This window comes from Williamsia sp. 1135, assembly GCF_002095395.1.
Lineage (GTDB): Bacteria > Actinomycetota > Actinomycetes > Mycobacteriales > Mycobacteriaceae > Williamsia.
Map to the genome: position 1 here is coordinate 63,553 of NZ_MJEI01000096.1, position 23,024 is coordinate 86,576.

General features: G+C 66.0%; 24 protein-coding genes. 15 read left to right on the forward strand and 9 right to left on the reverse strand.

Features of this window, described 5'->3' with window-relative positions; all coding sequences use genetic code 11:
* The first annotated feature begins 97 nt into the window (after positions 1 to 97).
* Positions 98 to 1,033, forward strand: a complete 936-nt coding sequence (locus tag BFL43_RS15750) for a formylglycine-generating enzyme family protein (RefSeq protein ID WP_084893453.1) — start codon at positions 98 to 100, stop codon at positions 1,031 to 1,033.
* 5 nt (positions 1,034 to 1,038) lie between these two features.
* Here the strand turns inward: BFL43_RS15750 and BFL43_RS15755 are convergent, their stop codons facing one another.
* Positions 1,039 to 1,608, reverse strand: a complete 570-nt coding sequence (locus tag BFL43_RS15755) for a hypothetical protein (protein ID WP_143695349.1) — start codon at positions 1,606 to 1,608, stop codon at positions 1,039 to 1,041.
* Between the two features lie 176 nt (positions 1,609 to 1,784).
* On the opposite strand from BFL43_RS15755, the gene BFL43_RS15760 reads away from it, so the two are divergent.
* From BFL43_RS15760 to BFL43_RS15770, 3 genes are read left to right on the forward strand one after another with little or no spacing between them, the layout of a single operon-like run.
* Positions 1,785 to 2,159, forward strand: a complete 375-nt coding sequence (locus tag BFL43_RS15760; protein ID WP_084893455.1) for a TraR/DksA C4-type zinc finger protein — start codon at positions 1,785 to 1,787, stop codon at positions 2,157 to 2,159.
* Between the two features lie 54 nt (positions 2,160 to 2,213).
* Complete coding sequence (locus BFL43_RS15765) at positions 2,214 to 2,561, forward strand: hypothetical protein (protein WP_084893537.1); 348 nt, start codon at positions 2,214 to 2,216, stop codon at positions 2,559 to 2,561.
* 59 nt (positions 2,562 to 2,620) lie between these two features.
* Positions 2,621 to 3,055, forward strand: coding sequence for a hypothetical protein (locus BFL43_RS15770; protein ID WP_084893456.1), 435 nt, complete (start codon positions 2,621 to 2,623; stop codon positions 3,053 to 3,055).
* Between the two features lie 76 nt (positions 3,056 to 3,131).
* On the opposite strand, the gene BFL43_RS15775 is transcribed toward BFL43_RS15770, so the two are convergent.
* The 3 genes from BFL43_RS15775 to BFL43_RS15785 all read right to left on the reverse strand — a co-directional run bounded on the left by BFL43_RS15775 (position 3,132) and on the right by BFL43_RS15785 (position 6,817).
* Positions 3,132 to 4,472 carry a lipase family protein gene (locus BFL43_RS15775; protein ID WP_084893538.1) on the reverse strand — a complete coding sequence of 447 codons (1,341 nt, stop codon included), beginning with the start codon at positions 4,470 to 4,472 and terminating at the stop codon, positions 3,132 to 3,134.
* Between the two features lie 56 nt (positions 4,473 to 4,528).
* Positions 4,529 to 6,115 (reverse strand): GMC oxidoreductase, encoded by a 1,587-nt coding sequence (locus BFL43_RS15780; protein ID WP_084893457.1) that lies wholly within the window; start codon positions 6,113 to 6,115, stop codon positions 4,529 to 4,531.
* Positions 6,116 to 6,265: 150 nt separating this feature from the next.
* Positions 6,266 to 6,817, reverse strand: coding sequence for a TetR/AcrR family transcriptional regulator (locus tag BFL43_RS15785; protein WP_084893458.1), 552 nt, complete (start codon positions 6,815 to 6,817; stop codon positions 6,266 to 6,268).
* A gap of 44 nt (positions 6,818 to 6,861) precedes the next feature.
* Between BFL43_RS15785 and BFL43_RS15790 the strand changes: the two genes are divergently transcribed.
* The 5 genes from BFL43_RS15790 (at position 6,862) to BFL43_RS15805 (ending at position 11,309) form a co-directional block, all read left to right on the forward strand.
* Positions 6,862 to 7,656 (forward strand): alpha/beta hydrolase, encoded by a 795-nt coding sequence (locus tag BFL43_RS15790; protein ID WP_084893459.1) that lies wholly within the window; start codon positions 6,862 to 6,864, stop codon positions 7,654 to 7,656.
* Positions 7,653 to 8,846 carry a SpoIIE family protein phosphatase gene (locus BFL43_RS15795; RefSeq protein WP_346425973.1) on the forward strand — a complete coding sequence of 398 codons (1,194 nt, stop codon included), beginning with the start codon at positions 7,653 to 7,655 and terminating at the stop codon, positions 8,844 to 8,846. Before BFL43_RS15790 ends, BFL43_RS15795 begins: the two co-directional genes overlap by 4 nt.
* A gap of 103 nt (positions 8,847 to 8,949) precedes the next feature.
* On the forward strand, positions 8,950 to 9,102 hold the full coding sequence (locus BFL43_RS29020) for a hypothetical protein (protein ID WP_168176658.1): 153 nt from the start codon (positions 8,950 to 8,952) through the stop codon (positions 9,100 to 9,102).
* A 53-nt stretch (positions 9,103 to 9,155) separates the two neighbouring features.
* On the forward strand, positions 9,156 to 10,037 hold the full coding sequence (locus BFL43_RS15800) for a hypothetical protein (RefSeq protein WP_084893460.1): 882 nt from the start codon (positions 9,156 to 9,158) through the stop codon (positions 10,035 to 10,037).
* A 312-nt stretch (positions 10,038 to 10,349) separates the two neighbouring features.
* Entirely contained in the window at positions 10,350 to 11,309 is a 960-nt protein-coding gene (locus tag BFL43_RS15805) for an intradiol ring-cleavage dioxygenase (protein ID WP_084893461.1), read from the forward strand.
* A gap of 107 nt (positions 11,310 to 11,416) precedes the next feature.
* On the opposite strand, the gene BFL43_RS15810 is transcribed toward BFL43_RS15805, so the two are convergent.
* Positions 11,417 to 11,629, reverse strand: coding sequence for a hypothetical protein (locus BFL43_RS15810; protein ID WP_084893462.1), 213 nt, complete (start codon positions 11,627 to 11,629; stop codon positions 11,417 to 11,419).
* Positions 11,630 to 11,757: 128 nt separating this feature from the next.
* On the opposite strand from BFL43_RS15810, the gene BFL43_RS15815 reads away from it, so the two are divergent.
* Positions 11,758 to 12,876: an XdhC/CoxI family protein gene (locus BFL43_RS15815; RefSeq protein WP_084893540.1), complete on the forward strand. Its 1,119-nt coding sequence runs from the start codon at positions 11,758 to 11,760 to the stop codon at positions 12,874 to 12,876.
* Between the two features lie 76 nt (positions 12,877 to 12,952).
* Here the strand turns inward: BFL43_RS15815 and BFL43_RS15820 are convergent, their stop codons facing one another.
* Positions 12,953 to 13,606 (reverse strand): pentapeptide repeat-containing protein, encoded by a 654-nt coding sequence (locus BFL43_RS15820; RefSeq protein ID WP_084893463.1) that lies wholly within the window; start codon positions 13,604 to 13,606, stop codon positions 12,953 to 12,955.
* 169 nt (positions 13,607 to 13,775) lie between these two features.
* Complete coding sequence (locus tag BFL43_RS15825) at positions 13,776 to 15,389, reverse strand: FAD-dependent monooxygenase (RefSeq protein WP_084893464.1); 1,614 nt, start codon at positions 15,387 to 15,389, stop codon at positions 13,776 to 13,778.
* Positions 15,390 to 15,602: 213 nt separating this feature from the next.
* Here BFL43_RS15825 and BFL43_RS15830 point away from each other — a divergent pair, with 213 nt between their 5' ends.
* Positions 15,603 to 16,154 carry a YceI family protein gene (locus tag BFL43_RS15830; protein ID WP_084893465.1) on the forward strand — a complete coding sequence of 184 codons (552 nt, stop codon included), beginning with the start codon at positions 15,603 to 15,605 and terminating at the stop codon, positions 16,152 to 16,154.
* 101 nt (positions 16,155 to 16,255) lie between these two features.
* Here BFL43_RS15830 and BFL43_RS15835 read toward each other — a convergent pair whose 3' ends face one another.
* Complete coding sequence (locus tag BFL43_RS15835) at positions 16,256 to 16,870, reverse strand: TetR/AcrR family transcriptional regulator (RefSeq protein WP_143695351.1); 615 nt, start codon at positions 16,868 to 16,870, stop codon at positions 16,256 to 16,258.
* A gap of 113 nt (positions 16,871 to 16,983) precedes the next feature.
* Between BFL43_RS15835 and BFL43_RS15840 the strand changes: the two genes are divergently transcribed.
* Positions 16,984 to 18,666: an adenylate/guanylate cyclase domain-containing protein gene (locus BFL43_RS15840; protein ID WP_240498298.1), complete on the forward strand. Its 1,683-nt coding sequence runs from the start codon at positions 16,984 to 16,986 to the stop codon at positions 18,664 to 18,666.
* A 51-nt stretch (positions 18,667 to 18,717) separates the two neighbouring features.
* The gene (locus tag BFL43_RS15845; protein WP_084893468.1) at positions 18,718 to 19,602 is read left to right on the forward strand and encodes an oxidoreductase; all 885 of its coding nucleotides are present in this window, start codon (positions 18,718 to 18,720) and stop codon (positions 19,600 to 19,602) included.
* Positions 19,603 to 19,634: 32 nt separating this feature from the next.
* Here the strand turns inward: BFL43_RS15845 and BFL43_RS15850 are convergent, their stop codons facing one another.
* A complete protein-coding gene (locus tag BFL43_RS15850) occupies positions 19,635 to 20,300 on the reverse strand; it encodes an alpha-ketoglutarate-dependent dioxygenase AlkB (protein ID WP_084893469.1) in 666 nt (221 codons plus the stop codon).
* 211 nt (positions 20,301 to 20,511) lie between these two features.
* Here BFL43_RS15850 and BFL43_RS15860 point away from each other — a divergent pair, with 211 nt between their 5' ends.
* Together BFL43_RS15860 and BFL43_RS15865 are read left to right on the forward strand one after the other, a co-directional pair.
* Positions 20,512 to 21,873, forward strand: a complete 1,362-nt coding sequence (locus BFL43_RS15860; RefSeq protein ID WP_084893471.1) for a hemolysin family protein — start codon at positions 20,512 to 20,514, stop codon at positions 21,871 to 21,873.
* Positions 21,866 to 22,879: a hemolysin family protein gene (locus BFL43_RS15865; RefSeq protein WP_084893472.1), complete on the forward strand. Its 1,014-nt coding sequence runs from the start codon at positions 21,866 to 21,868 to the stop codon at positions 22,877 to 22,879. Before BFL43_RS15860 ends, BFL43_RS15865 begins: the two co-directional genes overlap by 8 nt.
* Positions 22,880 to 23,024: the final 145 nt, after the last annotated feature.

A 23,024-nucleotide genomic window follows, 5' to 3' on the forward strand; every position in this document is an offset into this window, starting at 1 on the left:
GCGTCGAATCGTTTGACGGCCAACACATCACGCTCACCGCCACCACCGGTGACCTCCGGCAACAGGCAGATCCGGCCGCTGCCAATACAGTGGCCCCATGACAGATGGTTGCTGTTCGCCGAGCCGGCGCCCGGCCGAAGGTGATTCCGCCGCTGCTCTGACCCCGCGCGCGAACCCGATGGTGTCCGATTCACTGATCACGGTGCCGGCGCAGACGTTCCGGATGGGCGACGACTCGCACTGGGCGTACCCCGCGGACGGGGAGGGGCCCGTGCACGAGGTGTCGCTGTCGGCGTTCCGGCTCGACCGATACGCGGTGACCAATGCGCGCTTCGCCGAGTTCATCGCCGCGACCGGATGGCGTACCGACGCCGAGAAGTACGAGTGGTCGTTCGTCTTCGACGGCTTTTTACCCGCTGACTTCCCGCCCACCCGCGGGGTCGAGGGCACCCCGTGGTGGCGGCAGGTGTTCGGTGCGGATTGGAACCATCCAGAAGGTCCACAGTCCGACATCGACGACCGGCCGGACCATCCGGTGGTCCATGTCTCGTGGAACGATGCCCGCGCGTTTTGTGCCTGGTCGGGCACCCGGTTGGCGACCGAGGCCGAGTGGGAAGCGGGCGCGCGGGGCGGGTTGACCGGCATGCCGTTTCCGTGGGGTGACGAGCTCGAACCCGCGGGTGCGCACCGGATGAACGTCTTCCAAGGCGTGTTCCCCGGCGATAACACCGCGGCGGACGGCTTCCTCGGCACCGCTCCGGTCGACGCGTATGAGCCGAACGGGTACGGGCTGCACAGCATGACGGGCAACGTGTGGGAGTGGTGCGCCGACTGGCGTGACCCCTCGTACTACGCGCACTCGCCCGCGCAGAATCCGACGGGGCCGGCCGCCGGAGCGGAGCGTATCCAGCGCGGGGGGTCGTATCTGTGCCACGCGTCGTACTGTCGGCGGTACCGGGTGTCGGCGCGAATCGGCAGTGCGCCCGACAGCTCCTCGGGGAACGTCGGGTTCCGGGTCGCCGCGGACGTCTGACCCCGTCAGTGGGTGAGGATCACCTTGACGATGGTGATGATCGTGGCCACGGCCGCCACCCCGACCCCGGATGCGATTGTGCGCCACGATACTTTGCTCGACTGCAATCGCTCCACCACGAGTCCGAGGAATCCGATTCGGACGATGATGATGGCCGCTGCGCACAGCTGGGCGCCGGGTGGATCGAACAATGCGATCACCTCGAACGACCCGATCAGCAAGATTATGAACGGCACCGTGCCGGAGGTGATGATTGGGAACGCATCGCGCAGTGCCGCAGCGAAGTCCATCTTCGACGGCTCCGGGCCTTCGGTCTCGCCCGGCCGTCGTGCGGTGACCCCGTGGGACAACCACTCGGCGAAGAGATGGGCGAAGAAGGTCGACAACGTGGTTCCGAGTACGAGCCAGGCCGCCTCACGTTCCTCCACCGCACGTGTCTCGGACACCACCACGACTGACAGCACGAGGATGTTGCCGTAGGCGAACGCCGATATCCGGCGGGCGGCACGAGCGGGTGGCAATCTGCGGCCACCGTCGCGGCGGGTCAGCGACGTGAAAAACCCGGGTTCTCTCACGATCTGGTGGTCCTTCTCGTCCGAGTGCTGCTGTGGCGAGGACGCGTACTGCCGCCCCGGTTGATGTCGACACATCGTACAAAGGCCGGGCCGGTACTCGCGCAGTATCGTCGGTGCGCGCGTCCGTGTTGTTCGTGCGCTCCTGCGATGTCCGCGGGTGTCCGTATCATCGCGCCATGGACCCCGACGCCGCCCGCGAAGCTCTCGCGACAGAGCGGACCGAGGCCGCGGAGCTGATCGAGACGATGTCGGTTCGCCTACGGTCGGTGGTCGAGGCCGGTGCAGGCGAGAGCTCAGACGACGAACACGATCCGGAAGGATCGACCCTGGCGTTCGAGCGTGGCCAGCTCGTCGCGCAGATCGAGAGATCGAAGGCACTGGTTCTCGACATCGACGCTGCGCTGCTCCGGGTCGAAGGCGGGACGTACGGCATCTGTGAACGGTGTGGATCCGCGATCGCGGAGGCCCGGCTGGAGGCACTTCCCGCAGCGCGACTGTGCATCACCTGCGCTTCGGCGGCGGACTCGTCGCGGCGCTGGGGGATACGCTGACGACCGGAGCTTCGCGGCGACGCGCCGCGACGACCATTCGTGAAGACGGGGATCATGGGCACATTTCAGAAGATCGCAGCAGTGGTGAACACGGGATTCGGGGTCGTCGCGCGTATCCCCGTGCTCGACAAGATCATCGGCAAGGCGATCACCACCATCACCTACACCGGTCGCAAGTCGGGTAAGACCTTCTCCATCCCGGTCGCATACAAACGTTCCGGCGACGAGGTGGTCATCGCCGTCGCGATGCCCGACAAGAAGACCTGGTGGCGCAACTTCTCCGGCGAGGGCGCACCGATCTCGATCAAGCTCGACGGCGTCGACCGCCCGGGGCACGGGGTGAGCCGCCGCAACGACAAAGGCCAGGTGTCGGTGAAGGTGACGCTGGAGTCGTCCATCTGAGAAAAGCCTTACCCGCCAGGTAATCGCTGGGCCCGGGTCGGGCGGTGCAGCCTTGTTTCATGGACGACAGGGTGCAGGACCTCAGACCAGATCCGAGACAGCCGGCGCTGCTGCGCCGCGCATTCGCTGTCGCGGCCGCCGGACGTCTCGCATGGGGCGTTGCGGCGCTCGTGTCGCCGGGCGCAAACCTACGCGCTGCCGGGGTCCCGGAACTCCAGACGCCAGAGGTGACCTATTTGACGAGGGTGTTCGGTGCCCGCGCAGTGGCCATCGGAGTCGGTTACCTCCAGGGAGATACTCCGGCGCGAGCGCGATGGCAACGGCTCGGGCTTCTCGTCGATTCTCTCGACACGGTCGGCGGGCTGAATGCGTTGCGGAGTATCGACGACGCACCACGCCGCCGCGCGGCCGTACTCCTGGTGGCCATCACGGGCACCTATACGGCTCTGGGGATTGCCGGCTCCGTGCACGCGTTGCTGTCCGATCGCCACTGAAAACCGGCCCATACGAAAGCTCCGAGGGAACATTTCCCTCGGAGCTCTCCTATGGAGCGGTTTTCAGGGCGCCGGCTCAGTTGAACGTGCAGCCGTTGACCGGTTTGTCGGCGAAACGGTCCAGCAGGTAGTCGATCACCCCGTTGGTGACGATGCCGTCGATGACCTCGGGCCCGAAATGGTTGGGAATGACCAATCCCGGCCCGATCGGGGGTAGTTCGTTGGTGCGGAACGTGACGTCGGCGCCGCCGTCGCACCAACTCGTGGCGAGTGCTTTCACCTGATTGTGAGGAATGGTGTCGTCGTTGATACCTGCGGTGAGCAAGACGGGTGTGCTCGGCGTCAGCGTTCCGATTCGCTGCTGCTCGAAAATGGGTGCGGCCTCGGGGATGGTCTCGAGATTCGCCAGCAATGATCGGCCGTCTCTGGTCAGCGAGCTCGTCCGCAGGAAGGGGTGCTTGAGGATCACATCGCCTATGCACTCCGTGCTGAGTTGATCGAGCAGCACCTGACCCGCGGGTGAGGTCCGTTCGCGTAGGGGCTCTTTCAGATTCGGATGCCGCGCGACGAATCCGTTGATGGCGAAGCCGATCGCGCCCCCGATGAGGTTTCCGTCGTCGATCTTGGTCAGCACGGCGAGTAGATCAGCGGGTGGTGCACCCGACCAGGTTCCCTTGAGGTTCAACTCGGGCGCGTAGGTCGGCTGGAGTTCGGCTGCGGCGGCGGTGGCACCGCCACCCTGCGAGTAGCCCCAGAACGCGATCGGCGTCTGCGGTCCGGTGCCGCTGATCGCGTTCGCGGCCCGTGCTGCGTCGAGGACCGCGTGTGCCTCTTCGATGCGATTGACGTACGTGTGGACGCCCGGAGTGCCCAGCCCGATGTAGTCGGTGACGAAGACCCTTGCTCCCAACGCGTTCCACCGTGCCGCAGCGGGCGCTTCCTGATTCGCGGACAGGGACAGCTGATCGGGTTCCAGGAGTAGACCGGTGGAGAATGCCAGGGAGGGCGCGCAGTGGTCGCCTTGGCCCATGGTGCCGGGGGCGATCACGATGGTGGGCCGCTCGCCTGCGCCCTGCCACGGTTGGGTCGAGTCGATGAAGGTTCCGGTCACCACGGTGGGATCCCCGGTCTCCAGCTGCGACGTGTACATCACTCGCTTCGCCGAGCCCGGCCACGGGCCGTTGAGGCCGGGTACGGACACGAGCAGCGGCATCGGTTCGGTACGAACCACCGAACCGGGCGTACTCGAGACGTCCGTGGGCGGTTGGTAGAACGCGGTCACCGGCGCTGCGGTCGCCTGCGGGACTGCGGTGTTCATACCGACAGCGGTCGCGATCGAGAGCAACACGGCGAGTACCCCTGCTCGGCCGCGCCGGCGACGTGGCGACCGGTTGGAGGTCGAATCGTCGTTGGTCATGGTGCTTTCCTGTCCCCGGTCAGTGTGTGCAAATGTTGCTCGATCACGCGTGGCCGTCATATCGCGGCACCCACGTCGCGGACGACGATCTGGTCGAGCGCGCGCTCGGCCACCGCAGCGATGGTCATCGATGGGTTGCAGGCCGCGGAGTTGCCCGGCATCAGCGCGCCGTCGAGAACGTACAACCCGGGTTGGCCGTGTACCCGGCCCTCGAGGTCGCAGACCGATCCCATGCTCGCGCCACCGAGGGGATGCCAGGTGGACGGGAATGCCAGGTTGGTATCGGTGAGAATGCCTGCCGGTCCGGCGATCTTGCGCACGGCGGGTCCGATGTGACCGTTCTGGATGGCAGAATCGGCGTCCGTCGGCCAGCGCAGGCGCGCGTCGTCGGCGGCGGAGTCGTAGTAGAACCGGCCACGCCCTCGGCTGACCCCGTAGCCGACCATCATCGTGCTCCGCGCGTCGAACGACAGTGGTGGCACGGAGGCCTGGATGACGGTGAACGCGGATTCCGGGTTGTCCCAGTTCTTGCTGCCGTAGACGACCGGGCCACCCTGTGGTGCACCGAATTCGGTCTCCAGGTTGGTCCAGACGTAGATCCGGTCCGCGTTCGAGCCCCAGTTGCCGCCCAGATCGTCCGGCATGTCGGGGATCTGACCTTTGGCGGCAGCGCACATCAGCAGCTTGGTGGTGTTCATGCTGCCCGCGGCCATGATCAGCGCCTTGGTGGTCAGGATCTTGTTCTCGAGCACCTTTCCGGAGGTGTCGGTCCGCTCGACGTGGACGATCCACCGGCCGTCCTTGGCCCGCTCGACATCGGTGACCTGATGCAGCGTCTGTACCGTCGCGAGACCGGTTGCCTCCGCTGCGGCGATGTAGGTGACGTCTACCGAGTGCTTGCCGCCGTTGTTGACCCCGAGTGCACCGGATCCGTTCGAATACGACGGCTTCATCTTGCCCGCGACCTCGTCGAGGGCGAAGTTCCAGTCGATCGGCATCGGGATCTTCGACACCGGGAGCCCGGCTCGCCTGACGTTGTCGGCAAACACTCTCGGCGCCCGATAGTTCTCGCTCGCGATCAACTCGTCCGGAGCGACCTGCAGTTGCAGCATCCGGGCCACACGCGGGTAGTGGACCCGGTTCATCAGCGCCCAGTCGAGCTCCTGCGGGAAGTGTGTGTTGAACACGGATTCCGCGGGCTGCAACGTCATCCCCTGATAGACCAGCGACCCGCCGCCGACGCCTGCCGCGCACAACGTCGTCATGTTGTCGCCGACAACAGCTTCTAGGAGCCCGACGTAGGGGTCGAACACCGCGGGCCTGCCGAAGAGCTGCGGATCGGACTTGTGCCAAAGAATCCGCTTGTCCGGGGCGGTGGCGTCGGGGAAGGTGTTGGCGTTCGGACCTGTGGGCCAGCGTTTTCCGCGCTCGAGCACCGTCACCGGAACACCGGCCTCGGCCAGGCGCAGGGCGGCGACACCGCCGCCGAAGCCGGACCCGATGACCACCGCACGGTGGTCTTCGCGGGTCAGCGGGACCGCGGCGGGATTCGGCGCGGCCTGCGCAAGCACCCTGGAGCCGGCCAGCGCAACACCCGCGGCGGCCGCACCGGTCAGAAAGGTACGGCGTTTGATGGCAGAAATGACATGACCCCCATTGGCTGTCGCACTTCGCTGCGTCCGGAGACCCTTGCGGTCCCGACCCCCACAGCGTGCTCAAACCTAGACACTCTGAGCACAGAGTGTCAAGAATTACTGCAGACCTGCAGTGTGCCCGGTGTCACGGGAAAACAGTCACGGGTATGAGGGCAGCGCAGGCCCGAGCCAGCGCGTCAGGAACTTTCGTAGATCGTCATCGGAATGGATCGCCTCGTCGTCGAACAACACGACGGACAGTCCCAGGCGCAGCGAGATCTCGACGATGTCGTCGAGATTCGCCTTCACGGCGGCATTGCGTTCGGCCAGGGGTGAGAGGAGTTCGTGAGCAATGGGTCTGGCTCGGGTCATCATCCCGGTGTCGAAAACGGGATTGCCTTCACCGGCCGTCCAGAGGGTGGCGAGAAGTTGATCGTCGCGGACGAGTGCGCGACCGCTGACGATCAGTTCGACGATGTACTCGACCGGTGACTCGATCGCTTCCATGCGAGATCGGATGGCAGACAGGATCTCCAGCGCGACTCCGGCGATCGCCTGCGACACCAGATCCTCGCGCGATCCGAAGATCGAGTAGACGGTCTGTCGTGAGACCCCCGCGGCCGACGCGACCGCCGCGATGTTCACCGCCTCGAATCCGCCGCTCCCGATCAGGCCGAGAGTGGCGTCGAGGATTTTCTGGCGCGACCGCATCCGGTCATTATCAACCACGTCGGGCCGGGTGAGAGGATGGTCGCGTGGATGTGCGGGTGCGAAACAACGTGACGATCTCCGGGGTGGAAGACGGCCCGACCGTAATGCTCGCGCACGGCTTCGGATGTGACCAGCATCTGTGGCGCCTGGTTGCCAAGCAGTTGGATCCGCACTTTCGGGTGGTCATGTTCGATCACGTCGGGTCTGGTTCGTCCGATCCGGCGGCCTGGGACGCGCAGCGCTATGCCTCACTCGACGGTTATGCGCAGGACGTGCTCGATCTTGTCCGAGACCTGGATCTACGTGACGTCGTGTTCGTCGGTCACTCGGTGGCCGCCATGATCGGGGTACTGGCCGTGGCGTCGGATCCGTCCCGCTTCTCGAAGTTGGTGCTGCTGACGCCGTCACCGCGTTATCTCGACGATGACGGGTACCGCGGCGGTTTCACCAGGCGCGACATCGACGAACTGCTCGAATCCCTGGAGAGCAACTATTTGGGTTGGTCGCGGCAGCTGGCCCCGGTGATCATGGGAACCCCGGAGCGCCCGGAACTCGGCGACGAACTGACCGATAGCTTCTGCCGTACCGATCCCTCCCGCGCCCGCGTGTTCGCGCGCACCACATTCTTGTCCGACAACCGGGCCGACCTCGGCCGCGTGAGGGTGCCCACCCTGGTGATCGAATGTGCCCACGACTCGCTGGCTCCTCGCGAGGTCGGTGCCTACGTCCACGAGCACATCGCCGGGAGTCGACTGGTGACCCTCGATGCCGCCGGACACTGTCCGCAGCTCAGTGCGCCGGACGCAACCGCGGACGCGATAGCGGTATTCGCCAGGTGATCGACGGCCTGAGTGGTTCCGGCGAGCTCGAAGACCTCTTCGAAAACGCGCCGTGCGGCTTCTTGTCGATGTCGCCGGAAGGCCGCATCGTAAAGGTCAACACGACCCTGTGCGGATGGTTGGACCGCCCACCGAGTTCGCTGATCGGTGCATCGTTCACCACGATCCTGACCGCCGGCGGCCGGATCCACTACGAAACCCACTTCCGCCCGGTATTGCAGATGAGCGGACAGCTCGACGGGATCGCGGTCGATCTGGTGCGCGCCGACGATTCTCGGCTGCCGGTCTTCGTCGATGCCAACGCGAAGACCGACGCGGCCGGCAACGTGGTCCTGATCCGGGTGACCGTGCAGGATGCCCGTGAAAGGCGTTCGTACGAGAATGAACTCCTCGAGGAACGGCGCCGGGCCGAGCGCGAGCGTGCGCGGGTGGAGGTTCTCGCCGCGACCCTGCAGCGAGCGATGCTGCCACCGTCCCTGTCGCCGCCGGATGGGTTGGAAGCCGCTGCGTACCATCACCCGGCCTCGGCCGACGACGTCGGCGGCGACTTCTACGACCTGTTCCCGCTGTCGTCCACGCAGTGGGGATTCTTCCTGGGGGACGTGTCGGGCAAGGGCGCCGGAGCGGCGGCGGTGACGTCGCTGACCCGCTACACCTTGCGCTCCGCTGCGGTCTACGACGCCGATCCGGTTGCCGTGCTACACAACCTCGACACCGTCTTGAGCCACGAATACCACGGCGACGACCCTCATTTCTGCACGGTGATCTTCGGAGTGCTGACCGCACGGGAGGGCGAGGCCGACCGCAGCGGGGGATGGGACGTCGAGCTGGCCAGTGGCGGCCACCCACCGGCCCTACTGTTGCGGGCCGATGGCACGGCGCTGCACATCAGCACTGCGGGCGGCCAGTTCGTCGGAATACTCTCCGAGGCCACATTCGTCTCCGCGCGAGTTCGACTCGATGTCGGCGACACCCTGGTGCTCTACACCGACGGGCTCACCGAAGCCCGTACCGGCGTCGGTACTGCGCGGTACGACGACGACGGTGCGCTGCTCGAGTTCGCGAACGCGCAGGCCCCGGCATCCGCCGCCGACATCGTGGCGGCGCTGGAACAACTACTCGCCGGCTTCGGGTCAGGTCTCGACGACGACACCGCGATACTCGCATTGGGTGTGCCGACCGATCGGTGAATCCGGTTCGCCGATCATGGTGTTCCCGACCACCGCGGTCTCGGCGCCGATGAGCGCCCTACTCGACGATCGGCGTACGCGTTTGCGGGCGTAACCTGGGCCGATGACCTCCAAGAAAGAGCACCCCGATTCCGGCGAGCCGACCGACGAGCCCAAGGGCGGACGGCCGGGGCCCGTCGACGAGGGCGGCACGGGCGGCATGGCGACCCGCGAGGTCGCGCCGGAGATCGTGCACAAGAAGGACAGACAAGACTGACAGCTGCCCCGACCCACACCACTGCGTCATCGTGAACGCAGTAGCGTTCCCTCATGACTCAAGCGCTCGCGTCGGTGGTGGAATCCGGCGCCGCCCGGATCAGGTCGCTCCCGGGTGGTTCGCTGCTCCTGCAGATCGTGTCGGACCTCGCCCGCAGTGAGATCGCCGACCGGGCGATGACCCTTGCGGGACAGGCCTTCACCTCGATTCTCCCGGTGATGATCCTGCTGTCCGCGATCCCGGGCAAGGGCGTTCTCGACGATGCGCTCGCGGGGTACGACCTCACCTCCGGCGACCTGGCGCTCGGTTCCCCGGGGGCGCAGGATGCCGCCGTGACCTTTGGGGTGCTCGGTGCGGTGATGACTCTCGTGAGCGCCACCTCGTTCTCCCGCGCCCTGGACCGGATGTACTCCCGGGTGTGGGGCGTGCCGCGGCTGTCCCTGAGACAAAGCTGGCGTTGGCTGGTCGTCATCGTCGCCGTTGCGATCGGCGTGGCGATCCAGACAGTGCTGCCCTCGCTCCGCGACGTCTGGTCGGTCCGCGCGGCCGTCGACCTCGGTGTCGAGCTGGCGCTCGGGTACATGCTGTGGGCTGTCCTGTGGTTCGGGATCGCCTGGCTGCTCACCTCGGGCCGCATCAACACGCGGTGCCTGCTGCTCAACGCCGGCATCACGGCCGCGGGGCTCACCGTCCTGGTCGTCGCCACGCATATCGGGTTGTCTCGGGTGCTGGCCTCGGCCACCAACCAGTTCGGCATCCTCGGTGTCATCTTCACGGTGATCAGCTGGCTGTTCGTCTTCTCTGCGATCGTCATCGCGGCGACCGTGATCGTCCATGCCTTGTTCGTCGAAGAAGGTGTGCTCGGACGGTGGCTACACGTCGGCGACGATCCCGGCCCTCGGGTCGACCCGCCGCGGGCGGTGGCCGCCGACTGACGGGGTGTGGGCACACGAAAAGGCCGCCGACCCGATGGTCGGCGGCCTTCTCGATGCCAGGGACGGTGCCCGCCAATGCGCCTCTCGGCAAGTGGCCGCTCTCGGCGGCTTATGGGGTGGTACCCGGGGCTTGATCCGGACACCGTCAGGTCTTACAACCGGATGAGCGAGGGATCTATTCCACCGTGATCGTGAACCGGCCCGAGATGCGCGGGACCGCTCCCAGCGAACCCACAGGGGGTGTGCAGGGTGCGTCGGGATTGCCCCGATATCCATGGATACACACGACAACAGCCCCTGAAGGAGTCATCGATGAGCAAACGCCGGATGTTCGGCCGCGACCCCGAGGTGCACGAGCACGACCTCGGCCTCTCGCACGATATGAAGACGATGTCGCGCCGCGGAGCCTTGGCCCTGTTCGGCGCGGCAGGCGCCACTGCCGCTCTCGCGGCGTGCGGTTCCCCGTCGTCTACGTCGACGACGGCGTCATCCTCTGCGACGGCCGGCGCGGGGACGGCCACCTCGACCGCTGACGCGGTGGGTGAGTGCGTCGCCGCAGCGCCCGGCGAAACCGCCGGACCGTACCCGGGCGACGGGTCGAACGGTCCCAACGTCCTGGTCGAATCGGGAATCGTCCGCAAAGACATCACCAGCAGCTTCGGCACGTCGACGGGTACAGCCGAGGGTGTCCCGGTCACCATCACGATGGCGCTGCAGGATCTGACGAAGAACTGCGATCCGGGCGCCGGTATGGCGGTCTACCTCTGGCACTGTGACCGTGATGGCGAGTATTCGCTGTACGGAAAAGCGATCACCGACCAGAACTATCTGCGCGGTGTGCAGGTTGCCGGTGCCGACGGCACGGTGTCGTTCACCTCGATCTTCCCGGCTGCGTATTCCGGCCGGTGGCCCCACATCCACTTCGAGGTCTACGACTCTCTGGAAGTCGCGATCGCAGGAGAGAACGCCCGGCTCACGTCGCAGATCGCGCTGCCGCAGGAGGCCTGCGACACGGTCTTCGCCGGTGCGGAAGGGTACGAGAAGAGCGTCACCAACATGACCCGCACCACCTTGTCGTCCGACAACGTGTTCGGTGACGGCTGGGATGCCGAACTCGCCACCGCGACCGGCAGTGTCTCCAGCGGCTACGACATCGCGATCACCATCGGTGTGGCCGCGAAGTCGGAGAACGCCCAGGCAGCCCCGCCTGCTGGTGGTGGCGGACCGGGCGGCGCAGGCGGTCCCGGTGGTGAACCCCCAGCCATGCCCTGACCCCCGCCGACCGTGCCGATACAGCCGCTGACCGTGCCGAAACAGCCGCCGACCGTGCCGAAACAGCCGCTGACCGTGCCGAAACAGCCGCCGACCGTGCCGAAAAGTCAGGTCGCGAACGACAGCCCGCGGTCGGTGAGCTCTTCGTCGAGGATGCGGATGGCCTTCGGCCCGACGCCGTGGATCTGCAGCAGTTGTTTGGCCGTGACCTCGGTCAGTTGACGGAACGTCGTATAGCCGTGGACAGCGAGTTGCCGTCGCGCGACTTTGCCGAGCCGTAGCGGGAACTCGGTTGTCGGACCGGGCTCTTCGATCGCCACCGTGAGACATCCTTTGCGCCGAGTGGACTGCGAACCGAGGCGGGTGCCACGATCGGAGTTTACGTTGGACGTTGCCGACGCGGTGTCGGTCGCAGAATCACTGGCCGGGCACCGGCATGGAGGCCACGATGCAGGACGTGCTCGCAGAGCTGATGCAGATCTGGCGCAGCGGCGGGACCGCCGGTGTCGGCACCGTTGTCCGGACTTTCCGTTCGGCGCCTCGGCCGCCCGGTGCGTCGATGGTGGTCGCACCGGACGGCACCGTCAGCGGGTCGGTGTCCGGCGGCTGCGTCGAGGGAGCGGTCTACGACTCGGCGTCCGCCGTTGCGGAGTCGGGGATACCGTCGCTGGAGCGCTATGGGGTGAGCGACGACGACGCGTTCGCGGTCGGCCTGACCTGCGGCGGAATCCTGGACATCTTCACCGAATCCGTATCTCAGACAACGTTTCCCGAACTCGGTGACATTGCCGACGACATCGAGCAGCACCGTCCGGTGGCCATCGCGACCGTGGTCTCGCATGTCGACGCCTCGTGGGTGGGTCGCCGGCTGATCGTCCGCACCGACACCGCGCAGGGGTCACTCGGCTCCGGTCGGATGGACAACGCGGTGGTCGACGACGCGCGGGGATTGTTGGCCGCCGGCCGCAGCGAGGTGCTGACCTACGGTCCCGACGGTCAACGCCGGGGCGAGGGTATGGCCGTGTTCGTCGCTGCTCACGCCCCCCGTCCACGGATGCTCGTGTTCGGGGCCATCGATTTCGCCGCGGCGGTCGCACAGCAGGGCTCGTTTCTGGGCTACCGCGTGACGGTCTGCGATGCCCGCGCAGTCTTTGCGACGTCCGCACGTTTCCCGACAGCCGACGAGGTTGTCGTCGAGTGGCCGCACCGGTATCTGTCCGCTCAGCTCGCGACCGGATCGCTCGACGCCAGGACCGTCATCTGCGTCCTCACGCATGACCCGAAGTTCGACGTCCCGTTGCTCGAGGTGGCGCTGCAGATGCCGGAGGTCGCGTTCGTCGGCGCGATGGGCTCGAGGCGTACCCATCTCGACAGGCTCGACCGGTTACGCGAAGCGGGGCTGACGCATGAACAGATCGATCGGCTCTCCAGTCCGATCGGACTCGACCTCGGCGCCCGGACGCCGGCGGAGACCGCGGTGTCCATAGCGGCCGAGATCATCGCGAAACGCTGGGGCGGCGGCGGTCGTCCACTCACCGAGATCGACGGCCGGATTCACCACGAGTGACCCGATGATGGGTCGTTCTGGCGGTCGCGACCTGCGCAAATGATCGCCAAAACGACCCATCATCGGGGATGGCGGGCTATTCGGCGCTGGGTGGTGGTGTGAAACCGGCGGGCCAGATGGTTGCGCTGTCGTACGAGACTCCGTCGAAGTCCGCGCCGGACAGATTGGCCCCGGTCAGATCCACCCCGGCGAAGGTGGCATCGACGAACTTCGCATCGGTGAGATCGATGTCGGCGAGGCTCACCTCGACCAGGCCCGTCTGGCTGAAGTCGGCACCGGGCGCCTTGGCTCCGGCCAATTCGGTCAGTACCACCGGTTGTCCGGGGGCCGGCGACTGCGCGAGCTCGTTGTTGATCACCACGTATCGCAGGTCCGCGCCGGTCAGGTCGGCACCCTTGAGATTGACACCGATGGCCAGCACGCCGGTGAGGTCGGCATAGGCGAGGTTCGCGCCTTCGAGATTGGTCTGCAGCAGATCACATCCGCTGAGCTTGGCCTCCCCGAAGTTCGCGCGGGGCAGGTCGAGCCCGGCCAGGCTCAGCCCGGCCAGATCGATGGCGAAGAACGGCCGCTCCACAGTGGGGTCGGCGATCGAGCGCCCACGGACGAAGCGCAGATTCTCGAGCCGCTCGGCGCGAGCGTTCTCCTGCCGGGAGATCTCGTGATCGCGATCGGCGCGCACGTCGTCGATGAGTTTTTGCCCGACGATGGTGCCCACGCTGACGACCACCCGCCACGATCCCCGAGATCAGGACGTCGCGGACCCACCATCGCGGTTCGCGGGTGGACCGCCTGGAATCCGACGACATCTGCTCATCCTCACGCACTCCGGGGGCCGCGTTCGCCCGAACTCCGTCCATCGGCGGGTCCCGGTCGGGGACCCGCCGATCCGACGCGATCTATCGGAAGGTCTTCTTCAGGTGAACGACGAGATCGTCGCTGGAGACCGCGCCTGCGCTGTACCCCAAATAGCCGTCCGGCCGGATCACGAAGAGCGAACGATCCTGGGCGCCATAGGCTTCGACGAAGGTCCCAGCGGTGTCGCGGATGACCGGCAGTACGGTAGGCGCGACTTCGGCGCCCGGGGAGGCGACGAGGTAGATGTCGAGTTCACCGTGAGCAGCCGACTGCGCGGTCTCGACCACGCGCTCGATCTCGAGGAGATCGTCGGTGGTCGTTGCCCCGTCTAGGTGGATGACGACGGTGTGCCGCAACCGGTCCAGTAGCGAGAACAACCGGATCGGGTCGGTGACCATGTCCCTGGTGAGACCCTTGGCGTCCGGAGCGCGCACCCCTGGCCGGAGGATCGCCTCGTCGGAGGACTTTTCGATGAGGGGGCTGTCCGCGTACTCGATGAGGAGCTGGGCCTCGCGGCGCATGACATAGGCGGGGTCGTTTTCTCCCGCGCCGATACCCTCACGGGCGCTGCGGACGGTACGGCCGACAACCTCCTCGCCGACGGGTCGGCGTTCGGCGTCGTAGCTGGCGGTCAACCCGTCCGAGGCCTTGCCCTGGACGGCCAAGGCCACCTTCCAGGCGATGTTGTGGGCGTCCTGGATGCCGGTGTTCATGCCCTGCCCGCCGGTGGGCGGATGAATGTGCGCGGCGTCGCCTGCGACGAAGACCCGACCGTGACCGTAGGAATCCACGATGCGGTGGCTGATCCGGAACACCGACGACCAGCGCAGATTTCGTGCGGTGGTCGGTTCGGGGGAGAGGCGATCGAGAACGGCCTGGACGTGAGAGAGTTCGGGCTTCTTCTCACCCTCGAATCCATGTGCGACAGCGCCGCGTTCGGGTTTCGCGGTAGCGAGTTCGTCGGGGACCAACATTGACATCCGGTACCTACCCCGGCCGTACAGGGGGATGCAGACGAGCAGATCATCGGTCTTTCCGTCGGTCTGGTGCATGGCCCGGATTCCGTAGCCGGCGGGCTGCGACCAATCGACCTCGACATCGCCGAGCATGTACTGCTCTTCGAAGGCCGCGCCCTCGAAGGTCAGGCCGAGGGTCTTCCGGGTGACGCTGTGCGCTCCGTCCGCGCCGATGAGGTACTGGGCGGTGACCGTCTCTTCGCCGTCGGGAGTGGACAGGGTCGCGGTGACGCCGTCCGTGTTCTGCTCGAAACCGGTCAGAGCCTTGCCGCGCTCGATCGGCTGCTCGAGGGTTGCGAGTCGTTCCCGCAGGATGCGTTCGGTGACGTACTGGGGGATCGAGGCGAAGCCGAACGGCACATCGTCCGGAAGTTCGAGGTCGATCCGTCCCGCTTCCTCGCCGTTGACGAACACAACCTGGCCGCGCATCTGTGTCGAGGAGTCCAGGATCTGACGCAATACACCCATGCCCTCGAAGACCTCGAGCGTCCGAGGCTGAACCCCGACTGCCTTCGCATACTGCGGTGGCTCGAGCAGGGGGTCGACGATTCGGCACCGGACGCCACGCCGTCGCAGCTCGATCGCGGCGGTCAACCCGACCGGTCCGGCTCCGACCACGAGGACTTCTGTTTCTGCCACTGCGCTACCGCCTGTCTCGAGTTTCGCTTCCCGCCCCGACTCAGATTATGCAAGGAAACGGACAGCCGGGAGTGCTTCCGGTCACATTCTGGCAGCGTCGACGCAGGTCAATCGCACTCGAATGATCGATCGGGTCATCCGGGAATGTATTCGGACCAAGGTCCGTTTAGACTCTCTGTAGGCCCAAAACGCACTTCACCAAGGAGCAATCACATGAGCACCACACTCACCACCACCGATCTGGAAGCCGGCACCTGGACCATCGACCCGGTGCACTCGTCCGTCTCCTTCTCCGTTCGTCACCTCATGGTCAGCAAGGTGCGCGGCAAGTTCGAGACCTTCTCGGGCGCCATCACCGTCGACGAGAACGGCGCTCCTTCGGTCACCGCCGAGATCGACGTCAACTCGATCAACACCGGCAACGAAGGCCGCGACGGCCACATCAAATCTGCTGACTTCTTCGAGGTCGAGAAGTACCCGACCGCGACCTTCACGAGCACCTCGGTCAAGGCCGACGGCGACGACTACGCCCTCGAGGGTGACTTCACCCTCCATGGCGTGACCCGCCCGGTCACCCTCAAGCTCGAGTTCAACGGTGTCAACCCCGGCATGGGCAACGGCCCGGTCGCAGGCTTCGAGGCTTCGGTTGTGCTCAACCGCAAGGACTTCGGTATCGACATCGACATGCCCCTCGAGACCGGCGGCAGCGTCGTCGGCGACAAGGTCACCATCACCCTCGAGATCGAGGCCGGCAAAGCTGCCTGATCTCGCCTGAAACCACCTGGTCCGATCCCCCCGTCGGATCAGGTTCAGCGGCGGCCGCGCGTACCGGAAGATCCCGGTGCCGCGGCCGCCGTTTCCATCTGTCAGTGGGCCGTGAGTCCGGCCAGCAGCAGATCGACGAGGCCGCCGAGGTAGTGCTCGTCGACGGGTTCGCGACTGAGCAGCACCCGCGTGTATATAGGTGCGTGGAGCACCTCGAGTGCCAATGCGAAGTCGGGTTGAACGGTGTCGACAATCTCGCCGCGAGCGATGGCCCGCGCAAAGATCACTGCCAGCACATCGAGTCTGGCCTCGACCATGCGGCGCCGTGCCTCGTCGAGAGGGTCGATGTCCACCGGCATCGCCGCCAGTCGCAGGAGTGCCTTCATCTGCGGACTCGTGAGAGAGGTGTGCAGATCGGCGCACATCGCGATGAGATCGCCGCGGAGCGAACCCGTGTCCGGAGAGGCGATCGATGGATCGAAATGATCGATGAGGGCGTCTGTGACCAACTGCTCTTTGGTCTTCCACCGCCGGTAGATCGAGGTCACGTGGACGCCGGCACGCTCGGCGACGTGAGCGATGGTCAGACCGTCGAAACCGACGTTGAGCAGCTCATGAACCGCGGCTGACATCACGCCGTCGCGGACAGCGGCCCCCCGACGATGCGACCGGGTCGTGCTCGGTCGCTCCGGTGCGGGGGGAGGGGGCTGCGTCACCTGCTCCACTCTAACGCAACTCCAGTTGCATTATGTATACTCACCGGCGAGACTTCCGTTGCGGTCGGGGCCACGTCCGGGGCACGATCAGCGGCGAGAGAAGGCGGACCTCGATGGCACGACCGAGCGCTCGACGATCCGGGGTCTCCGGTGCGCTGAGCGCGGTCGTGCACCTCGACGATTTTCTGATCGGTGTGCCCGACCCGAGTCAGGACGGCCCGGACAGTCGTAGACACGTCGCGAACCGGTTCATCATCCTCGCGGTCCTCGGACTCGCAATCAGCAACATCATCGCCGCGATCGAGACCGTGGTGATGATCCAGTTGGTGATGACCGGCGGCGAGCTGAGCGTCTCGGGGATGATCAGCGGGTCCAACCTGCCCGTTCTCATCATCGCGGTGGTGACGGCGCTCGCCGTGGGCGGCGCCCTCAGCATCTACCTGCTGTACCCACAGCTGACCTGGTTCGTCAAAGCCGTACCCGCGACCCCGGCCGAGCGTCGATCGATCCAGTTGATGCCGCTGCAGCAGGCGGGAGCAGCGCTGCTCACCTGGGCTGTCGGAGCCATCGTCTACATCCCGATCGGGCTGGGCGGTTCGGCGGTCGAGTTCGTCGTCTACGGTTCCGCATTCCTGATGGCGGGCACGTCGGCCGGTTGCCTCAGTTACCTGTTCGTGGAGCGGATGTCGCGGCCGCTGGTCGCCATTGCGCTGCGCGGCGGGGTGCTCGGCGGCGCGATACTCGGCGTGCGTGAACGTCTGCTGGCGGTGTGGATCGTCTTCTGTGCCATCCCGTTGTTCGGCATCATCGCGATCAACGTCGGCCGGCTGGCGGGTTGGCTGCCGGACAACCGCATGCTGATCGACACGCCGGCGGTGGTGCTCGCCATCTTCTGCCTGCTCGGCGGAATCCGGGCCACCGTCTTGGTCTCACGATCGATCACCGACCCGCTGCGCGAGATCCGGACCGGTATGGAGCAGGTGCAGTCGGGTCAGGTTCACCCTGTGGTGGACGTCTACGACTCGTCCGAGCTGGGAATCCTGCAGCAGGGCTTCAACGACATGGTGGCCGGGCTCGCCGAACGAGAGCAGATCAGGGAACTCTTCGAACGCCATGTCGGGGACGGCGTCGCCCGACTGGCGTTGGAACAGGGCGCGGGCTTCCACGGTGAGAACGCGTTCGTCGGCGTGCTGTTCGTCGACATCCAGGGGTCGACGAAGCTCGCCGAGCGCGAGAAACCCGAAACCGTCGCCACCCTCCTGAACAGCTTCTTCGCCATCGTCGCAGAGGTCGTCGACCGTCATGACGGCTTCATCAACAAGTTCGAGGGCGACGCCGCACTGGCCATCTTCGGTGCTCCCAGCGCGGTCGACGACCCCGCGGGCGCGGCGCTGGCCGCTGCCCGTGATCTCTATGCGGAACTGGAGGTTCTTCGGCCGCTTCGATTTTCGATAGGCGTCTCCGCAGGCACCGTCTTCGCAGGCAACATCGGCGCTGTCACCCGATACGAGTACACCGTGGTCGGTGACGCCGTCAACGAATCGGCCAGGCTGTCCGAGGCCGCCAAGTCGGTGCGGTCGCACGTGCTGGCCAGCGGATCCGCGATGGATGCGTCGAAAGATGAATCCGCGCAATGGAATTCGATCGGTTCGCTGGTGCTGCGTGGTCGTGCGGTGCCGACCAAGCTCTACACCATTGCCGCCGGCGCGGATCCGGCCGAATGGAGCCTCAAGGCGCTCGTCGGCAGCGTGATCAAGATCCCCGGCATGATGCTCGGACTACGTGAGCGTCGGTAAAGACCTTCCAACACAAGGAGACATGCACGTGAACACAGGTACGTTGAAGCTATGACGTGGACTACTGCTGACATCCCAGACCAGACCGGACGCAAAATCCTCATCACCGGGGCCAACAGTGGCCTGGGTGAAGAGGCCGCACTCGCGCTCGGCGCCGCGGGCGCCGAGGTGATCCTCGCCTGCCGCACCGTGTCCAAGGCCGAACCGGTAGCAGCCCGGATCGGAGCGGGTGCGTCGATCACCGAACTCGATCTCGCCGACCTGAGTTCGGTGCAGGCCTGTGCCGAGCGCACCGGCCCGATCGATGTGCTGATCAACAACGCAGGCGTGATGGCCGTGCCCGAGGCTCGTACGGCCGAGGGTTACGAGATGCAGTTCGGCACAAATCATCTCGGACACTTCGCCCTGACGGGACTGCTGCTCCCCAAGATCTCCGATCGGGTGGTGACCATGTCGTCGTCCATGCACCAGATTGGCAAGATCAACCTCGAGGATCCCAACTACCGCGAGCGCAGGTACAGCCGCTGGCCCGCGTATGGACAGTCGAAGCTGGCGAATCTGTTGTTCGGCTACGAACTCGCGGCGAGGCTGAGGGCATCCGGATCATCGGTGAAATCCATTGTGGCCCACCCGGGATACGCGGCGACCGAGCTACAATCCCATACCGACTCGATCTGGGACCGGTTCATGGGGATCGGAAATCTGGCGGCCCAGTCCGCGGCCGATGGTGCGCTGCCCGGACTGTATGCCGCGACCTCCCCGCAGGCGCGCTCCGGCGCGTTCTACGGACCCACTAAGTTCGGCGGCATGCGGGGCGCACCAGGACCCGCGAAATCGAACAAGCGCTCTCACGACGAGCTTGTCGCAGCCGGTCTGTGGGACCTGTCCGAGTCGCTCACCGGTGTGCACTACGCATTCTCCGGTGCCGAGCGCTGACCGGCGTCGACGACCCGCTCTGAGGCTCTGCTTCAGCGCACGCCGTGGGGGCGGAATTGCACACTGATCCTGGGTCCGACCCCGGTGGTCTTCGGGACGGCGTGCTGCCACGTGCGCTGGCAACTCCCGCCCATCACCAGTAGGTCGCCGTGACCCACGGTGAACCTCAGCGATCGGCCACCGCCCGTGGGCCGCAGCAGCAGCGGTCGCGGTGATCCGAGGGAGAGGATCGCGACCATCGTGTCCTCGGTCTTGCCGCGACCGATGGTATCGCCGTGCCAGGCGACACTGTCATTTCCGTTGCGGTACAGGCACAGTCCGGCTGAGCTGAAACCCTCAGGCAACTCGTCGCGGTAGAAGTCGGTGAGAGCGCCGCGGCATGTCTCCAGCAACGGATGTGGGAAAGTGCGGCGATCCTCGTAGTGGCTGACCAGTCGCGGTACCGGCAGGACGCGGTCGTACATGACCCGCCGTTCTTCGCGCCACGCAGCATCTGATTCCAGACGGTCGAACAATTCGTCGGCGCCGGTGACCCAGCCCGGCCTCAGATCGACCCAGGCTCCAGCGGTGAGTGTCCGCCGGGCGACGACACCGGCGAGCGGGGCCAATCCGGGGGTGTGGTCGCCGACTGCTGAGTTTTGTTCGCTTTCGTCTGCTGCGTCCTCCTCGAACAGCGATGCCTGGCGACCGGGGTGCATACGTCTCAGACTACCTGCCATCGAACATACATACGAACAGTTTCTGGTCCGGGCGCTGCGGGTGGCGACTCGATTGCAAAATATCCTTTACTATTGGCTGATACATTTCCCGATTGATCGTCCCGACAACAGAAAGAGCCATGGTCAGCGCACGGTGCAGTAGCACACCGCCCGAGTCCCTCACGAACATCGAAGCGGGGTCGAGCCCGCGTTGACGGTTCTGACCATCGCGTTCGGAATTCTCGTAGTCCTTCTCATCACCGCACTCACGGGTTACTTCGTAGCCCAGGAGTTCGCGTTCATGTCGGTCGATCGCTCCCGGCTCAAGGCCGGAGCCGAGGCCGGCGATTCCGGTGCGGCACGGGCTCTGTCGGTGACCCGCCGCACGTCGTTCATGCTCTCGGGTGCCCAGCTCGGGATCACTGTGACCGGTCTGCTGGTCGGCTACGTCGCCGAGCCGCTGATCGGCCGGGGCCTCGGCGAACTACTCGGTGGGGTCGGGATTCCGACGGCGGTCGGGATTGCCGTCGGTGTGGTCTTGGCCGTGCTGTTCTCGACGTTCGTGCAGATGCTCTTCGGCGAGCTGTTCCCGAAGAACCTGGCCATCGCGCGACCAGAACCGGTTGCCCGGTGGCTGGCGAGGTCGACCACCATTTACCTGCGATTGTTCGGCTGGCTGATCTGGCTGTTCGACCAGTCGTCGAATCTGCTGCTGAAGGCGTTGCGGATCGAACCCGTGCACGACGTCGAGCACTCGGCGACGGCCCGCGACCTCGAACACATCGTGGCGCAGTCCCGCGATGCCGGGGAACTGCCTGCCGAACTGTCGACCCTGCTCGATCGGATTCTCGACTTCCCGACGAGGACCGCCGAACATGCCATGATCCCGCGCTCACGAGTCGACACCGTCCGTGCCGACACTCCGGCCTCGGAGGTGCTGGCGAAGATGGGGGCCGGGCACACGCGCTACCCCGTGATCGGGGAAGGCGCCGACGAATTGTGCGGTGTCATCCATCTGCACGATCTCCTCGGCGATTCGGTCGACGGTACGGCCGCCGGTCGGATGCGGCCCGCGGTCGTCGTACCCACGACGTTGCCGTTGCCGCAGGTTCTGGCACAGCTCTCGGATCAGTCGGAGGAGATGGCGCTCGTGGTGGATGAGTACGGCGGTTTCGCCGGCGTGATCACCACCGAAGACATGGCCGAGGAACTCGTCGGCGAGATCGTCGACGAACACGATCCCGAAGGTGTCAGCGTGGTGGAGGGTTCGCCCGAGTCGGGGTGGACGATGACCGGCGACATGCACATCGACGAAGTGCAGCGAGTGCTCGGATTCGACCTGCCCGAAGGCGATTTCGAGACCCTCGCCGGCGCGGTCGTCGCCCGGTTCGAAGGGTTGCCCGCGATCGGTGAGGTCGTCCGGATCCCCCTCCCGGCCGACCCGTCGGACTTGCTAGACGACGACGCGGCGCCGCAACGCGCCCTGGTCGCCGAGGTACTGGAGATCGACAAGCACGTGCCTGCATCGCTGTTCGTGACGCTGGCCATCGACGAAGGATCTGACGATGAGTGATCCGTGGATCGTTCTCGCCGTCACCGTGGGGCTCATCGCCGCGAGTGCGTTCTTCGTCGCAGTCGAGTTCGCGCTGATCGCCGCACGGCGGCACCGCCTCGAAGACGCCGCACCCGGCAGCCGGTCGGCGCGCGCGGCGCTACGCAGTTCCAGCGAGCTCTCGGTGTTGCTCGCCGGTTCGCAGCTCGGTATCACCGTCTGCACGCTCGCGCTCGGTGCAGTCACCAAACCTGCTGTGCGCCACTGGCTCACCCCGATCTTCGATGACTGGGGTGCGCCCCTCTGGCTGGCCGACGTGCTCGGATTCGTGCTCGCGCTGATCATCGTCACGTTCTTGCATCTCGTGGTCGGGGAGATGGCGCCCAAGTCCTGGGCGATCGCTCATCCGGAAAAATCTGCGACCCTGCTGGCCATCCCGATGCGCGGGTTCATGTGGCTTACAAGGCCATTGCTCAACCTGCTGAATCAGATGGCCAACGCGCTCCTGCGCACGGTCGGCGTGACGCCGGTGGATCAGGTTGACACGGGCCAGGATTCAGCCGCCCTGAAGCACCTCGTCGAACACTCGGCGACGGTGGGAACGCTCGACGAGCGGTATCACGGACAGCTGGCGGTCGCGCTGGAGCTCGAGCACCTGTCCGTCGGCGAACTCGTACCCGTAACCGCTGCACCGAGCACGGTCGACATCGGTGCGAGCGCGGCAGACGTGCGCGGCGCCGGTCATCGCAGCGGACATCTGCGACTGCTGGTCAGCGGCGCCGGCGGCATCGAAGGCGTGGTGCACGTGCGGGACAGCGTGGATGCGCCCGCACATACGACCGCGTCGGACCTGATGCGTCCGGTGCTGACGTTGGCCGCGGCGACTCCCGTGTACGAGGCACTCGGCACGATGCGGGAGAGCCGCAATCACCTTGCTGTCGTAGTCGATGACGCCGGGTTCCGCGGGGTGCTGACCATCAACGACGTCCTGGCCGAGCTGATGCCCACCCCAGCGGTGCCCGCCTAGACCTCCGCCGACCGTGCCGGTAACGCCGCCGACCGTGCCGAAACAGCCGCCGACCGTGCCGAAACAGCCGCCGACCGTGCCGAAACAGCCGCCGACCGTGCCAAAACTCCTCGGCTGAGGTCGCACCGGCGCCATTCCGGCACGC